The sequence below is a fragment of the Nocardia asteroides genome (genome assembly GCF_021183625.1).
In the GTDB taxonomy this organism is placed as follows: Bacteria; Actinomycetota; Actinomycetes; order Mycobacteriales; family Mycobacteriaceae; genus Nocardia; species Nocardia asteroides_A.
In genome coordinates, this window is record NZ_CP089214.1 from 5,189,246 (window position 1) to 5,201,927 (window position 12,682).

Annotated in this window: 20 protein-coding genes; 12 read left to right on the forward strand and 8 right to left on the reverse strand. The window is 71.8% G+C overall.

The window, feature by feature from the left end; genetic code table 11:
- Window positions 1-305: 305 nt before the first annotated feature.
- From LTT61_RS24095 to LTT61_RS24110, 4 genes are all read right to left on the reverse strand, one after another.
- The gene (locus tag LTT61_RS24095; RefSeq protein ID WP_233016321.1) at window positions 306-1,091 is read right to left on the reverse strand and encodes an HNH endonuclease family protein; all 786 of its coding nucleotides are present in this window, start codon (window positions 1,089-1,091) and stop codon (window positions 306-308) included.
- 140 nt (window positions 1,092-1,231) lie between these two features.
- The gene (locus LTT61_RS24100; RefSeq protein WP_233016322.1) at window positions 1,232-1,903 is read right to left on the reverse strand and encodes a phosphate signaling complex PhoU family protein; all 672 of its coding nucleotides are present in this window, start codon (window positions 1,901-1,903) and stop codon (window positions 1,232-1,234) included.
- Window positions 1,904-1,972: 69 nt separating this feature from the next.
- Entirely contained in the window at window positions 1,973-2,353 is a 381-nt protein-coding gene (locus tag LTT61_RS24105) for a DUF5313 family protein (protein WP_233016323.1), read from the reverse strand.
- Complete coding sequence (locus LTT61_RS24110; protein ID WP_233016324.1) at window positions 2,350-2,823, reverse strand: MarR family winged helix-turn-helix transcriptional regulator; 474 nt, start codon at window positions 2,821-2,823, stop codon at window positions 2,350-2,352. The genes LTT61_RS24105 and LTT61_RS24110 overlap by 4 nt, the downstream gene beginning before the upstream one ends.
- Before the next feature lie 139 nt (window positions 2,824-2,962).
- Between LTT61_RS24110 and LTT61_RS24115 the strand changes: the two genes are divergently transcribed.
- The 3 genes from LTT61_RS24115 to LTT61_RS24125 all read left to right on the forward strand — a co-directional run bounded on the left by LTT61_RS24115 (window position 2,963) and on the right by LTT61_RS24125 (window position 3,828).
- On the forward strand, window positions 2,963-3,421 hold the full coding sequence (locus LTT61_RS24115; protein ID WP_233016325.1) for a hypothetical protein: 459 nt from the start codon (window positions 2,963-2,965) through the stop codon (window positions 3,419-3,421).
- Window positions 3,422-3,490: 69 nt separating this feature from the next.
- Window positions 3,491-3,646, forward strand: coding sequence for a DUF6131 family protein (locus LTT61_RS24120; protein ID WP_169811498.1), 156 nt, complete (start codon window positions 3,491-3,493; stop codon window positions 3,644-3,646).
- Window positions 3,647-3,654: 8 nt separating this feature from the next.
- Window positions 3,655-3,828 carry a CsbD family protein gene (locus LTT61_RS24125; RefSeq protein WP_233016326.1) on the forward strand — a complete coding sequence of 58 codons (174 nt, stop codon included), beginning with the start codon at window positions 3,655-3,657 and terminating at the stop codon, window positions 3,826-3,828.
- Window positions 3,829-3,881: 53 nt separating this feature from the next.
- Here LTT61_RS24125 and LTT61_RS24130 read toward each other — a convergent pair whose 3' ends face one another.
- On the reverse strand, window positions 3,882-4,889 hold the full coding sequence (locus LTT61_RS24130) for an AraC family transcriptional regulator (RefSeq protein ID WP_233016327.1): 1,008 nt from the start codon (window positions 4,887-4,889) through the stop codon (window positions 3,882-3,884).
- 70 nt (window positions 4,890-4,959) lie between these two features.
- On the opposite strand from LTT61_RS24130, the gene LTT61_RS24135 reads away from it, so the two are divergent.
- Entirely contained in the window at window positions 4,960-6,435 is a 1,476-nt protein-coding gene (locus tag LTT61_RS24135; protein WP_233016328.1) for a flavin-containing monooxygenase, read from the forward strand.
- Between the two features lie 3 nt (window positions 6,436-6,438).
- Here the strand turns inward: LTT61_RS24135 and LTT61_RS24140 are convergent, their stop codons facing one another.
- Window positions 6,439-6,651, reverse strand: a complete 213-nt coding sequence (locus LTT61_RS24140; protein ID WP_420094690.1) for a hypothetical protein — start codon at window positions 6,649-6,651, stop codon at window positions 6,439-6,441.
- Window positions 6,652-6,790: 139 nt separating this feature from the next.
- Between LTT61_RS24140 and LTT61_RS24145 the strand changes: the two genes are divergently transcribed.
- A complete protein-coding gene (locus LTT61_RS24145) occupies window positions 6,791-7,201 on the forward strand; it encodes a nitroreductase family deazaflavin-dependent oxidoreductase (RefSeq protein ID WP_233016330.1) in 411 nt (136 codons plus the stop codon).
- A 57-nt stretch (window positions 7,202-7,258) separates the two neighbouring features.
- Here the strand turns inward: LTT61_RS24145 and LTT61_RS24150 are convergent, their stop codons facing one another.
- Window positions 7,259-7,513: a hypothetical protein gene (locus LTT61_RS24150; protein ID WP_233016331.1), complete on the reverse strand. Its 255-nt coding sequence runs from the start codon at window positions 7,511-7,513 to the stop codon at window positions 7,259-7,261.
- 115 nt (window positions 7,514-7,628) lie between these two features.
- On the opposite strand from LTT61_RS24150, the gene LTT61_RS32710 reads away from it, so the two are divergent.
- The 5 genes from LTT61_RS32710 (at window position 7,629) to LTT61_RS24170 (ending at window position 10,233) form a co-directional block, all read left to right on the forward strand.
- Window positions 7,629-7,763 (forward strand): hypothetical protein, encoded by a 135-nt coding sequence (locus LTT61_RS32710; RefSeq protein WP_269821795.1) that lies wholly within the window; start codon window positions 7,629-7,631, stop codon window positions 7,761-7,763.
- Between the two features lie 12 nt (window positions 7,764-7,775).
- On the forward strand, window positions 7,776-8,333 hold the full coding sequence (locus LTT61_RS24155; protein ID WP_233016332.1) for a CGNR zinc finger domain-containing protein: 558 nt from the start codon (window positions 7,776-7,778) through the stop codon (window positions 8,331-8,333).
- A gap of 94 nt (window positions 8,334-8,427) precedes the next feature.
- Window positions 8,428-8,736, forward strand: coding sequence for a hypothetical protein (locus tag LTT61_RS24160; protein WP_233016333.1), 309 nt, complete (start codon window positions 8,428-8,430; stop codon window positions 8,734-8,736).
- Window positions 8,737-8,835: 99 nt separating this feature from the next.
- Window positions 8,836-9,759: a bile acid:sodium symporter family protein gene (locus LTT61_RS24165; protein WP_233016334.1), complete on the forward strand. Its 924-nt coding sequence runs from the start codon at window positions 8,836-8,838 to the stop codon at window positions 9,757-9,759.
- 24 nt (window positions 9,760-9,783) lie between these two features.
- Window positions 9,784-10,233, forward strand: coding sequence for a MarR family winged helix-turn-helix transcriptional regulator (locus LTT61_RS24170; RefSeq protein WP_233016335.1), 450 nt, complete (start codon window positions 9,784-9,786; stop codon window positions 10,231-10,233).
- Here the strand turns inward: LTT61_RS24170 and LTT61_RS24175 are convergent.
- Entirely contained in the window at window positions 10,230-10,901 is a 672-nt protein-coding gene (locus tag LTT61_RS24175; protein ID WP_233016336.1) for a TetR/AcrR family transcriptional regulator, read from the reverse strand. The two genes, LTT61_RS24170 and LTT61_RS24175, sit on opposite strands and share 4 nt — an antisense overlap.
- A gap of 104 nt (window positions 10,902-11,005) precedes the next feature.
- Here LTT61_RS24175 and LTT61_RS24180 point away from each other — a divergent pair, with 104 nt between their 5' ends.
- Complete coding sequence (locus LTT61_RS24180) at window positions 11,006-12,475, forward strand: cytochrome P450 (RefSeq protein ID WP_233016337.1); 1,470 nt, start codon at window positions 11,006-11,008, stop codon at window positions 12,473-12,475.
- Complete coding sequence (locus tag LTT61_RS24185; RefSeq protein WP_233016338.1) at window positions 12,472-12,663, forward strand: ferredoxin; 192 nt, start codon at window positions 12,472-12,474, stop codon at window positions 12,661-12,663. Before LTT61_RS24180 ends, LTT61_RS24185 begins: the two co-directional genes overlap by 4 nt.
- Window positions 12,664-12,682: the final 19 nt, after the last annotated feature.

The window sequence follows — 12,682 nt, forward strand, 5'->3', positions numbered from 1 at the left end:
GTCGGGGGAGGGGGTTCCGCCGACCGGATCGTCCGGGCCGGCGGCAGGCGCTTCGAAGGGGATCACGTTGCCGGCGAAATCGCGCTCGCCGAGCGCCGCTCGCACCGCGCTGACCAGCGCGGCGAGATCGACCCAGGTGCAGGGCGGCTCGGCGTCGAGGTTCCCGATCCGGTACCACTTCTCGGTACCGCGGTAGCGGACCAACCCGTGGCCGCTCTCGTCGAGCGAGAGATCGAGCTCGCCCGAGACCGTTCCCTCCTCTTCCGTGAGGACGGCGGCCCTGCTCTCCAGTGCGTGGATCTCGCTTATGCGAACCCTCCTCGGCTGACGCAGTCGTCGATCGCGGTTTTCAGCGCGGTCTGCTCCGCACCGTCGACGGTGAGGCCGTACTTTACCTTGATCTGCAGGTAGTGAACCACGTAGGTGCAGCGGAACTCGCCGGGCGGCAGGTAACTGGACACGTCCTGATCACCCTTGGAGCGGTTCGCCGTCGGGTCGGAGGCGACGAGATTCGTTGCGTCGTTGGCGATCGCGCGCCTGGTCTCCAGATCCTTGCCGCCCGCGCCGGAGCGCCACGCCTCGGCCAGCGGGACGATGTGCTCGGCGTCCACCTTGGCGGGATCGGTGATGAAGGCGTAGGGCTTCAGCGTCCCGGTCTTGCGGTCGACCACGCCGTAGTGGTCCTGCCAGCCGCCGTTCTTGCCGATGCTGAGCTTGCAGGACTTGGGGTCGAGCGAGACCGGGCCGGTGGCGTCGCGCAGCATCATGACGTCGCGGGTGGTGCACTTCGCGTACTGCGAGAACTCCGGGCCGAAGCCGTGGTCGAGCGGGGCGGTGTCCCAGTGCGGGAACTTGTCCCGGTCGTACCCGGCCATCTCGGCCTCCGGCGCGACCTTCAGCTGCCCGAGCAACGCCGTGGCATCGGCGGCGGGGACCCCGGCCGAGGAGACCGGGCCCTGCTTGCCGGGCACGCCGGGCTGCTCGGTCGCGGTGCAGCCGCTCAGCACCCCCGCCACCAGCAGCGGAACGACAACGGCAAACGTTCGGCGCGCACCGCGCCGAACAGGAGCAAACTTCACCACGATACCCACCGAACCGGAGTCGAACCACGAACCGCGCCACCGTACTCGGTGCTGCGGTGAACGAATGTGATTGTCGCATATGAGCTACCCCACACCGTTGTTTACGGTCTGGAATCGGGTGGCGCCGGGGTGAATTCGGGGCAACCGCCCTATTCGACCGGCGTGTCGGCGGCTTCCCGCTGGGCGGTCGGCGGCACTCCGGTCTCCAGGAAGCGGATGAGCCGGTCGATCCGGCCGGTGTGATCGACGCAGCGCTCCAGGTGCTGGCCGAGCAGCGCGAGGTCGATGGCGGCGCCGATCGGCCGGTCGGCGGGGGAGCCGGCCAGCGCGGTGCGCAACCGCCCGTGCAGCTCGCGCATCTCGGTGACGGCGGCGGCGTGGTCGGTGGCGGGGCGCCCGTTCGCGACGCCGTCGACGGCGACGGCGGTGCGCGCGGTGGCGAGCCTGCCCATGGCGCCGATCGCGTCGGCGACCGGGCCGCGCGCGATCGGCTCCGGGTGCGCGCCGTACACCAGGTCGGCGACCCCGCTGGTGAGGCTGCCGATCCGGGAGAGTTCGCCGGCGATCTGGATGGCGGTCACCACGTGCCTGAGGTCGCGGGCGACCGGCGCCTGCAGCGCGAGCAGCACGACGGTGCGCGCCTCGCAGGCGGCGTACATCTTCTGCAGCTGTTCGTCGAGCGCGAAGACCTCGTAGGTGGCGGCGAGGTCGGCGGCGGCGAGCGCGTGCGTCACCCGCTCGGCGGCGTCGTTGGCGAGCCGGCACATCTGCGTCAGGTCCTGGGTCAACGCGACGAGCTCGCGGGTGAACTGGGTTCGCACGGGCTGCATTCTCGCGCACCGGGAGCGGTGCGGGCGAGCATTGCTGGCGCGCCGCTCGCGCTCCGCGCGTCAGTGGCCGTAGCGGGCGGCGTACCTGGCGCGATCGGCGTCCGCGCGGCGGGCCTGCGCCGGATTCCGCAGATCCTGCGGGAAGCCGTGCTTCGCCAGCCGGTGCGCCCGGTTCATCGGCATGAAGGCGACCGTATAGAAGAGGGCGAGCAGCAGGGCGAGCAGCACCATCGACCCGCGCAGCCAGAGCTCGCCGGGGAAGAGCAGGAAGGCCGCGAACAGCGGAGTGAACGGGACGATGCCGCGCAGCACGTGCCTGGCCGCGGCGTGGTCGCCGGTGAGGTCGCGGCGCACCCAGTCCCGCATGGAGTCGGGGAGGCGGCGGCCGAAGGCGTAGCCGATCCAGCGGATCGGGCCGGGGCGGCGGGGTTCGCGGGTCACGGGAGCTCCTCACGGGCGGGTGGCCGGGTGGCGGCGCGCCTGGCGGCGGCGTTCACCCGGTTCAGGACGGTGTGCAGTTCCTCGAGGTCGCCGAGGGTGACGCCGAGCCGCTCGACCACCGCGGGCGGGATCTGCTCGGCGCGGGTGCGCAGCGCGCGGCCCGCGTCGGTCAGGTCGACCTGCAGGGAGCGCTCGTCCTCCGGGTCGCGGCCCCTGCTGATCAGCCCCGCGCCCGCGAGCCGCTTCAGCAGCGGCGAGAGCGTGGCGGAATCCAGTTGCAGCGCTTCGGCGATGGCCTTCACCGACATCGGCGCCTCGCCCCAGAGCGCCAGCAGCACCAGGTACTGGGGATGCGTCAGCCCCAGCGGCTCCAGCAGCGGCCGGTACACCGCGAGCACCGAGCGGTTCGCCACGGCGAGCGCGAAGCACACCTGCCGATCCAGGCGGAGCGGGTCCTCGGCAATGGTCATGCTGCGAGTTTAGCCCACGAACACTTCGTGCACTAACTGTTCGTGGGCGAAGTCATAAATTCGAAATTAGCGCAGTTTGGTCCTGAAAAAGCCGGGAATAGCTGGCCTGTAGGAAAACTCGACACCAGCAGGAAGTGTCATGATCATTCTCATCGGGCTACTGATCCTGGTCGCCGCCGTGATCGTCGGCGTCGCCGGAACCGTGGCCAATACGGGCGAGAGCCAGTACCTGGCAAGTGATTTCACGGTCTTCGACTACCACTTCTCCGGGTCGAGCGGGCTGCTGTTCTTCGACGGCATCGTGCTCGGCGCCGTGGGGATGTTCGGCTTCGTGCTGGTGGTCGGCGGCTCCTGGTTCGCCAGCAGGCGCGCGATGCTGGCCCGCCGCGAGCTACGGCAGTCCCGCAAGGAGGTCGCCGCGGCCCGCAAGGACCTGGCGGCCACCCAACCCTCGGTCCCGGTGCCGGCTCCGGTCGCCGCCGCGCCCGCTCAGAAGGTCGCATCGACCGACCAGAAGGTCGCATCGACCGAACAGAAACCCTCGTGGAGCTGGAACCGCTTCCTCAACCGATCCGGCGCGGCCACCGCGAGCAAGTAACGGCCGCGAGCGCTGCGACTCGCGTCCATCCAACCCCCTCACCCGCAGAACGAAAGTAAGGACAGGAAAATGATTGTTCTCGGCCTGATTCTCCTCCTCGTCGGCTGGCTGCTCGGCATCCCGCTGCTCACCACCGCAGGCATCGTGGTGCTGCTCGTCGGCGCCGTCCTGCTGATCGCCGGTTCGGTCGGCCGCCCGGTCGGCGGACGTAAGCACTATTTCTGACCTTCGCCATGGCATTCGAGGATCGAGTGGCCCACCGGGTGCAAGCAGCCAGGGGGAACGCGAAGAAGGTGCTCGGACGCGCGGTCGGTAATCGCCGGCTGGAGGCGTCGGGGCGCAAGGACCAGGCAACCGGCAACCTGAAGCGCGCGGCCTCGGCCGTGCGGGACGCCTTCCGGCGCTGATCCACCCTCGAGCGGGGCGGGTGCGGATTTCCGCACCCGCCCCGCTCGCGTGTTCATGGCCTGCCGCGCCGGATCGCCGTCGGGGTGCTGCCCCACCAGCGGCGGCAGCAGCGGGTGAGCGTGGCCTGCTCGGCGAGGCCGAGCAGCGAGGCGATCTGGCTCATCGGCATGGCGGTCGTGGTCAGGTAGCGCTGCGCCTGCTCGCGCCGCAACTCGTCCAGGATCGCCGCGAAACTCGTTCCCTCCCCGGCCAGCCTGCGCTGCAGGGTGCGCGGGTGCACGGTGAGCAGCTCGGCGACGACGCCGATCTCCGGCGGGGCGGTGCCGAGCAGCTGGCGGAGCGTCGTCCGCACCCGCGGCGCGGCGGCGGCGCCGTCGCCCGCGGTCTGCGCGGCGAGGAAGGCCAGCGCCAGCCGGTGCAGCGTCTCGTCGCCGCCTGCCAGCGAGCGCGTCTCCAGCCCGCGCGGCACCCGGAGCAGCGCGGCAGGCCGCCCGGCCCGAACCGGGGCGCCGAAGAAGCGTTCGTACTCGGCGAGCGGGGCGGGCGGGCGGTACGGCAGCTCCACCGAGCGCAGCCCGTAGCGCGGGGCGACGAGCCGCTGGATGGTCCGGTGTACGAAGCCGAGGCCGAGGTCGGTGCCCTGTACCGGGGCGGGCAGGTCGTCGCTGCGCACCTCGTAGCGCAGCGCGACCACGTGCTCGTCGCCGTACGGGTCCGGCTCCAGGCCGAGGCTGAGCGAGGGCGCGTGCACGAAGAGGTAGCGCGCGGTGCACTCCATGACCCCGGCGAGCGTCGGCGAGTTGCGGATGGCCAGCGCGAGCGGGCCGAGCATGTCCAGGTCCTGCCGGTAGGAGATGCGCAGCCCGAGGTCGGGGCAGCCGAGCCGGTGCGCGGCCAGCTCCAGCACCGCGGCGACGGCGGTGTCCGGCACCAGCATGTCGTCGGTGTCCAGCGCGGCGGCGGGCAGCCCGGCGGCGGCGGCCAGCGCCTCGGCATCGCCGCCCAGCTCGGCCACGGTGGCGCGGAAACCGCGCAGGCCGGCGGAGCGGATGACGGACATGTCGTCCAGGATCAAAGTTTTGTCGCGTGAAAGCAAGAGGGCCCGGCCGCGGCCGGGCACACTGGGTGCCATGACCGAACACCTCGACGTCGTGATCGTCGGCGCAGGGCTCTCCGGAATCGGCGCCGCGTACCGGTTGCAGACCGAGTGCCCCGGCAAGAGCTACGCCGTGCTCGAGGCCCGCGCGGCGCTCGGCGGCACCTGGGATCTGTTCCGCTACCCGGGGATCCGCTCGGATTCGGACATGTTCACCCTCGGCTACCCCTTCAAGCCGTGGCGCGACGCCAAGTCCATCGCGGACGGCCCGGCCATCCTGCGCTACATCACCGAGACCGCGCGGGAGTACGGCATCGACCGGCACATCCGCTTCGGCACCAAGGTGCTCGGCGCCGACTGGTCGTCGGAGGAGCTGCGCTGGACCCTGACGCTGCTGCGGACCGACGCCGACGGCCACTCCGTCGAGGCGACGGTGACCTGCGGCTTCCTCTACAGCTGCGCGGGCTACTACAACTACGACCGCGGCCACGCGCCGGAGTTCGCCGGGCGCGCCGACTTCACCGGGCAGGTGGTGCACCCGCAGTTCTGGCCGGAGGAGCTGGATTACACCGGCAAGCGGGTGGTGGTGATCGGCAGCGGCGCCACCGCGGTGACGCTGGTGCCCGCCATGGCCGCGGACGCCGAGTCGGTCACCATGCTGCAGCGCAGCCCCACCTGGATCAGCGCGGTGCCGGGCCGAGACAAGATCGCCGACAGGCTGCGCGCGACGCTGCCACCCCAGCTCGCGCACCGGCTCATCCGCACCAAGAACATCCTGTTCAGCATGGGTTTCTACCAGTACTGCCGACGCCGCCCCGAGGCCGCGCGCAAGCTGCTCACCGGGCTCACCACCCGCATCCTCGGCGACGAGAAGCTGGTGGCCGAGCACTTCACCCCGGCGTACGACCCGTGGGACCAGCGGCTCTGCGCGGTGCCGAACGCCGACTTCTTCAAGGCCATGAAGAAGGGGAAGGCGGAGGTCGTCACCGACCGGATCGACCGCTTCGTGCCGGATGGCATCCGGCTGGCGTCGGGCCGGGTGCTGCCCGCCGACATCGTGATCACCGCGACCGGGCTGGAGCTGCTCGCCTTCGGCGGCATCGCGCCCTCGGTGGACGGCGCCGAGGTGCCGCTGCCCGAGCAGTACGTGTGGCAGGGCGCCATGCTCACCGGGGTGCCGAACTTCGCCGTCTGCATCGGCTACACCAACGCCTCCTGGACGCTGCGCGCCGACCTGAGCTCCCGGCTCGTCTGCAAGGTGCTGAACTTCATGGACCGCAGGGGGTATCGGGCGGTGGTGCCGGCGCCCGCCGGCGAGCTCGGCGAGCAGCCGCTGCTCGACCTGGCGTCGGGGTACGTCCAGCGCTCGATCGGCGACTTCCCGCGGCAGGGCGACCGGCACCCGTGGAAGGTGCGGCAGAACTACCTGCTCGACTCGGCCACCACGCTCCGCACCGACCTGGGCAAGACGCTGCGGCCGGTGCGGCCGCAGGTGCCCGTGCGGGTGTGAGGCTCAGTCCGGCATCCGCCGCAGCTCCAGCAGGGTGAGGCCGAGCGCGTCGATCCTGGCCAGCAGGCCGCGCAGCGCGGCGGCGTCGGTGACCGGGCCGTACAGGGTGGTCACCGCGCCGGGCGCCCGTTTCGAGGCGGTGAGCTCGGGGAAAGCGGCGAGCGCGCGCTCGGAGAGGTCGCCGTCGATGATGAACTGGTAGCGCAACGGGCCCACCACCGCTCCTTCCGCCGATTCCCGTGCCCCGAGCCTGCCCGGCCCGGCGCGCCGCCGCGTCACCCGGAGCGGGTGAGATCGTGGGCCGGTAGCCTCGGGTCCGCGCGGACCCGCGCACCTGCCATCGGAGGGAGCGGCTGTGGCCGAGGATTTCAACGCGAAGATCATCGCCGAGTTCCGGGCCAATGCGGGGAAGGTCGGCGGGCCCTTCGCCGGCGCCGAGCTGCTGCTGCTCACCACGACCGGGGCGAAGAGCGGCGCGCAGCGGGTGAGCCCGCTGGCCCAGGCCAGGGATGGGGAGCGCTTCGTGATCGCGGCCTCGAAGGCGGGCGCCGACACCAACCCGGACTGGTACCACAACATCAGGGCCAACCCCGAGGTCACCGTGGAGTTCGGCACCGAGACCTTCCGTGCCGTCGCCACCCCGATCGAGAGCGGCCCGGAGCGCGACCGGCTCTACGGCAAGCTGATCGAGCTCATGCCCGGCTTCGCCGAGTACGAGACCAAGACCGACCGGGTGATCCCGGTGGTCGTGCTCGAGCGCGTCTGATCTGTCGAACGACGAAGGCCCGCCCGGAATTCGGGCGGGCCTTCGTCGTCCGGCGGATCAGCTGTTCTCGCAGCCGATCCCGTTGCCGTCGCGGTCCAGGTCGTACTCGTCCGGGCCGATGACCTCGACCCGGCCGCTGTAGACCGGGCCGTTGCCGCTGCCCCCGGCGCAGTCCACGTCCGAGGTGATCGGGGTGCAGGGGCGGTAGGAGGCGTGGCAGCCGGACTGCGGCGCGGCCGATGCCGGGGCCGCGGCGGCGAGGAAGGCGGAGACGGCGGCGCCGGCGACGCCGAGCAGGAGTGCGTTTCGCATTGTGTCCCTTCGTGATTCGAGCCAGCGAAAGATAGCAGCACACACCGGGCGAACGCGACGTTTCGGTGCGGATTAGGGGCAGGAACGGACCAGGTCGCTGCCGCCCGCGGTCGCGGTGAGCGACTCCGCCTCGGTCACCAGCCACTGCCCGCAGACGCAGCGCCAGTACCGCACGGTGCCGTGCGCGGAGAGCAGGGTCGGGGTGGGCCAGGAGCATGCGGTGCAGGTGACGGTCATGGCACCAGCCTGATGTAATGGTTCTATGCATTTCAACCCTTACGGCGGCGCGGCGGCCGAGCTCGCCGCCCGGCTGGTGAACGCCGCCCCTGACACCGATCTCGCCGCGCTGCTCACCGCGGCCGGCTACCTCCCGGTCGGGCCGGTGAGCGCGGCGCAGGCGGCCGAGCTCCGCCGCTGGGCGGTCCGGCTGGAGCAGGTCTTCCACGAGCCCGGGGTCGAGGTGGTGAACGCGCTGCTGGCCGAGACCACCAGCAGGCCCTACATCTCCACGCACGACGGCCGGGCGCCGCACCTGCACTACGCCGCCGATCGGGCGCCGCTGGACGAGCGGGTCAAGGCGTACACCGCGGCGGGGCTGGCCGAGCTCTTCTGCGCGGACCCGGCCCGGATCGGCGTGTGTGCCAGGGCCGGTTGCGACCTCGTCTTCGTCGACACCTCGCGCAACGGCCGCAGGCGGTTCTGCTCGGACCGCTGTGCCAACCGGGTGAACGTAGCCAACCACCGGTCCAGGTCGGCGCGGTCGGCAACCTCGCCGCACACCCGCGAACGGTTCCGATTGGAATCCGATCGCACTGGGTAACTCTGGTCGGAGATCGCCGGCCCCGCCTACCCCCGCACGTCGGGCAGCCGCTCGGCGACCGACCGCGGAACGCCGATGGAAGGAACCGATACCGATGACCGACAGCCCCGGGCCCGCAGCAGCGGACCCGCGCCACGACGTGCTCGTGACCGGAAGCCTGCTGGTTGCCGGGGAGGCGGTCTCGGTGACGGTGCACCGGCCGGCGCCGATCCCGCCGCCGCGCGGCTCCGGGTACTGGTGCAGGCTCGCGGTCGACCGGGCGCGGGCGGCGCCGGCCCAGTCGATCGTGGTGGGCCGGGATTCGGCGGGGGCGCTGGCCTCCGCGCTGACGCTGATCGAGACCAGGTTCGGGGTGAGCCCGGCGGAGTTCCTCGCCGACGCCACCATCGGCGCCGCGCGCTGACCCGCCCCAGGATTGGTGGCATGCCCGCCGCCCGCCCGCCGACCTAGAGTGGCCGCCAGCGGCGAACTGCGCCGGTAGGGGCGGGCGCGGGAGGTCGGCATGGGGTCGTGGCCGGTCACCGTGCTGCTCCCGATCGTGCTCGCGCTGATCATGTTCGGGCTCGGGCTCGGGCTGACCGTCGCCGACTTCACCGGGGTCGCCCGGTACCCGAGGGCGGTGCTGGTCGCGCTCGGCTGCCAGCTGGTGCTGCTGCCCGCCATCGCCTTCGGGCTGGTGGTGGCGACCGGCCTCGCCCCCGCCTCGGCGGTCGGGGTGATGCTGCTGATGGCCGCGCCGGGCGGGGCCACCGCCAACCTGCTCAGCCACCTGTTCCGCGGCGACGTCGCGCTGAACGTCACGCTCACCGCGATCAACGCGCTGCTCGCCGTGCTGACCCTGCCGGTGGTCGCGAATCTCGCGCTGACCTACTTCGCCCCCGCCGGGCAGGAGCGGCTCGGGCTGCAGTCGGGCAAGCTGCTCCAGGTCTTCGCGCTGGTGCTGGTCCCGGTGCTGGCCGGGATGCTGACCAGGGCGGCCCGGCCCGGGTGGAGCGCGCGGCTGGACCGGCCGGTGCGGTGGCTCGCGCTCGGCTTCCTCGCCGTGGCCACGGTGGCGGCGCTGGTCGTCGAGCGCCGCAATATCGGCGGCTACCTGGCCGAGCTCGGGGTGCTGATCCCGGCGCTCTGCGCGCTCGGCCTCGGCGTGGGCTACCTGGTGCCGATGGCGGCCGGGCTGGCGCGGCCGCAGGCGCTGGCCTGCGCCATGGAGGTCGGGATCCACAACAGCGCGCTGGCGATGACGATCGCGGTGAGCGTGCTCGGCGACCTCCGGATGGCGGTGCCCGCCGGGGTCTACAGCATCGTGTCGGTGCCGCTCGCGCTGCTCGCGGGGTGGCTGATCACAGCGGGCACCGCGCGGCCGGGGCCGGCGTCGGCACCGCGATTCCGCGCACAGTCGATTGCCCGCAACCGATCGGCTCGCTAACTTCGAAGCAGGAGGTGGTGCGGGATGTCGCGAACGGATGCGCTGGCACTGGACCAGCAGCTGTGCTTCGCCCTGTATTCGGCGTCCCGTGCGGTCACCCGGCTGTACCGGCCGCTACTGGAGGCGCTCGGGCTGACCTACCCGCAGTACCTGGTGATGCTGGTGCTCTGGGAGCGCGGCACGGTGACCGTCAAGGAGCTGGGCCAGGCGCTCGACCTGGACTCCGGCACGCTCTCGCCGCTGCTCAAGCGGCTGGAGGCGAACGGGGTGGTGGCGCGGGTGCGCTCGGCCGCGGACGAGCGCTCGGTGCTGATCGCGCCGACCGAGGCGGGCGCCGCGCTGCGCGAGCAGGCGGCCACGGTGCCGGAGCGCATCGCCTGCGCCAGCGGAATGGACCCGCGCGACCTCGTCGGCTTCCGGGATCAGCTCAGGGAGATGACCAGGATCGTCAACGAGACCGAGGTGGATCCCTAGGAGGCCGCGGACTTCTTCGTGGCCTGCAGCCGCTCGGCGAGCGCGGGGATCCGGGCCAGCATGTCCACGGCGAAGTCGGCGAGCAGGTCGACGAGGCCGTCCCGGTCGACCTCGAGCTGACCGTCCAGCCAGATCAGCACCAGCTCGGCGGAGCCCCCGGTGATGAGCTGCGAGGTGACGGCGACGGCGGCGTCCTGCCCCTGCGGGAGGTCGAGCACCACCCTGGTCTGCTCGATGATCACCTCGGCCACCCGGCGCATGCCGTCGAAGCGGCTGCGCATCAGCGCCTCGCTGCCGTACGCCTGCGCGAAGACGATCTTCGCCCGCCGCGGGTCGTCGGTGAGCTCGGTGATCAGCGCGGCGACCCCGGCGCGGATCCTGGCCTCCGGGTCGGCCGAGGTCTCGGCGATGGCGCGGCGGGCCCGGTCCAGCCCGGCCTGCTGGATGCGGAGCAGCAGCTCGGCGGCGAGCGCGTCCAGGTCGGCGAAGGCCTCGTAGAAGAAGCGCGGCCCGACCTTGGCCTGCTCGCAGACCCCGCGCACGGTGAGCGCGGAGAGCCCCCTGGTGCCGATGATGCCGAGCGCCGCGTCCAGCAGCCGATTGCGCCGATCCTCGCGACGCTCCTCCGAGGAGGCGCCCCGGTAGGTGCCGGTCGATGCGCGGGTCATCCCGCCAGCTTGGCACAGCACCAATTGGGAAACAATCGTTTACGGAAACGAACGTTTCCTCTATCGTCGTTCCTGTTCGCAAAGAAGCGAAGGGATGACCCGTCATGAGTCTTCTGCTTGCCCCGCCCACCGTCGACGGTCTCACCGAGAAGTACCGTCACGTCCGCGCCAGGGCCGCCTTCAGGGTCCAGCGGGCCGCCGTGCGGCTGGCCGACCGGATTCCGAGCCGGGTGCGGCCGCTCGCCGAGCCGCCGCCGGGCAGCGGGCTGAAACCGGTGCTCGGTGATTCCGGCCCGCCGGTGATCGGCTACACCTTCCACTCCATCGTCGACCCGCTCGGCTTCGGCCAGCGGCGCTACGACCGCTTCGGCGATGTGCAGTGGGTCGGGGTGCTCGGCCGCAAGGTGGTCTTCGTCGGCAGCCCGGCCGCCTTCGAGGCGGTGCTGCTGGACCGGAACAAGGTGATGTCGGCCGAGCGCGGCTGGGAGTACCTGATCGGCCCGTTCTTCCGCGGCGGGCTGATGCTGCGCGACTTCGAGGACCACCTGCACCACCGCCGGATCATGCAGCAGGCCTTCACCAGGCCCCGGCTGGAGGGGTACCTCGCGCTCACCACGCCGCTGCTGGAGCGCGCGGTGGCGGAGTGGGAGCCGGGCCCGCGGTTCCACGTCTACCCGGCGATCAAAAAGATGCTGCTGCAGCAGGCCACCGCGGTCTTCGCCGGCGCCGAGCTCGGCCCGATCGCGAACCGGCTGGAGCACGCCTTCGAGGACGCGGTGCACGGCGGCATGGCGATCATCAGGGCGAACGTGCCCGGTGGGGTCTGGGCGCGCGGGCTGCGCGGCAGGCGCACGCTCTCCGAGTACTTCCGCAGCGAGCTGCCCGCCAAGCGCGCGGGCGACGGCGCCGACCTGTTCAGCGTGCTGACCCGGGCGCGCAGCACCGACGGCCACGCCTTCACCGACGAGGAGGTGGTGGAGCACATGATCTTCGTGATGATGGCGGCGCACGATACGAGCACCATCGCCTCCGCCATGCTGATCTACGAGCTGGGCAGGCACCCCGAGTGGCAGGAGCGGGTGCGCGCGGAATCGCTGGCACTCGGCAAGGATTCACTGGACTACGCCGATCTGGAGCAGCTGCCGTCGCTGGATCTGGCCTTCCGCGAGGCGCTGCGAATGTGGGCGCCGGTCGGCCAGCAGGCCCGCGAGACCACCTCCGATACCGAGCTCTGCGGCCACTTCGTGCCGAAGGGGACGCTGGTGATGACCGGGCCGTTCGGGCTGATGCGCAACGCCGAGTTCTGGCACGACCCGGACACCTTCGACCCGGAGCGCTTCATCGACGGCCGCCGCGAGGACAAGTCGCACCGCTTCGCCTTTCCGCCCTTCGGCGGTGGCGCGCACAAGTGCATCGGGCTCTACTTCGGCGGCATGACCGTCAAGGCGGTGCTGCACCGGATGCTGCTGAGCTACCGCTGGTCGGTGCCTGCCGGGTACCTGCCGCCGATGGTGCCGACCACCGGCCCGACCCCGGCGGACGGGCTGCCGATCCGGCTGGAGCGGCTGGCGTGACCAGGGTGCTCGCCGACACCGAGCGCTGCGAGGGCCACGGCATGTGCGAGGCGGTGGCGCCGGAGCTGTTCCGGGTCGGCGACGACGATGTGGTGATCGTGGCGCCGGGCGAGCTCGCCGCCGCCGACCTGGAGAACGCGCGGCTGGCGGCGGACAGCTGCCCGATGGCTGCGCTGCGGCTGGAGTGAGGCGGGCTCCGGCTCCGCT

Coding starts and splice junctions, on each gene's coding strand:
- LTT61_RS24150 (WP_233016331.1), bottom strand. CDS start 7,513: ATGCGAAACGCACTCCTGCTCGGCGTCGCCGGCGCCGCCGTCTCCGCC.
- LTT61_RS24120 (WP_169811498.1), top strand. CDS start 3,491: ATGATTGTTCTCGGCCTGATTCTCCTCCTCGTCGGCTGGCTGCTCGGC.
- LTT61_RS24180 (WP_233016337.1), top strand. CDS start 11,006: ATGAGTCTTCTGCTTGCCCCGCCCACCGTCGACGGTCTCACCGAGAAG.
- LTT61_RS24170 (WP_233016335.1), top strand. CDS start 9,784: ATGTCGCGAACGGATGCGCTGGCACTGGACCAGCAGCTGTGCTTCGCC.
- LTT61_RS24165 (WP_233016334.1), top strand. CDS start 8,836: ATGGGGTCGTGGCCGGTCACCGTGCTGCTCCCGATCGTGCTCGCGCTG.
- LTT61_RS24115 (WP_233016325.1), top strand. CDS start 2,963: ATGATCATTCTCATCGGGCTACTGATCCTGGTCGCCGCCGTGATCGTC.
- LTT61_RS24175 (WP_233016336.1), bottom strand. CDS start 10,901: ATGACCCGCGCATCGACCGGCACCTACCGGGGCGCCTCCTCGGAGGAG.
- LTT61_RS24130 (WP_233016327.1), bottom strand. CDS start 4,889: ATGTCCGTCATCCGCTCCGCCGGCCTGCGCGGTTTCCGCGCCACCGTG.
- LTT61_RS24160 (WP_233016333.1), top strand. CDS start 8,428: ATGACCGACAGCCCCGGGCCCGCAGCAGCGGACCCGCGCCACGACGTG.
- LTT61_RS24135 (WP_233016328.1), top strand. CDS start 4,960: ATGACCGAACACCTCGACGTCGTGATCGTCGGCGCAGGGCTCTCCGGA.
- LTT61_RS24155 (WP_233016332.1), top strand. CDS start 7,776: ATGCATTTCAACCCTTACGGCGGCGCGGCGGCCGAGCTCGCCGCCCGG.
- LTT61_RS24125 (WP_233016326.1), top strand. CDS start 3,655: ATGGCATTCGAGGATCGAGTGGCCCACCGGGTGCAAGCAGCCAGGGGG.
- LTT61_RS24110 (WP_233016324.1), bottom strand. CDS start 2,823: ATGACCATTGCCGAGGACCCGCTCCGCCTGGATCGGCAGGTGTGCTTC.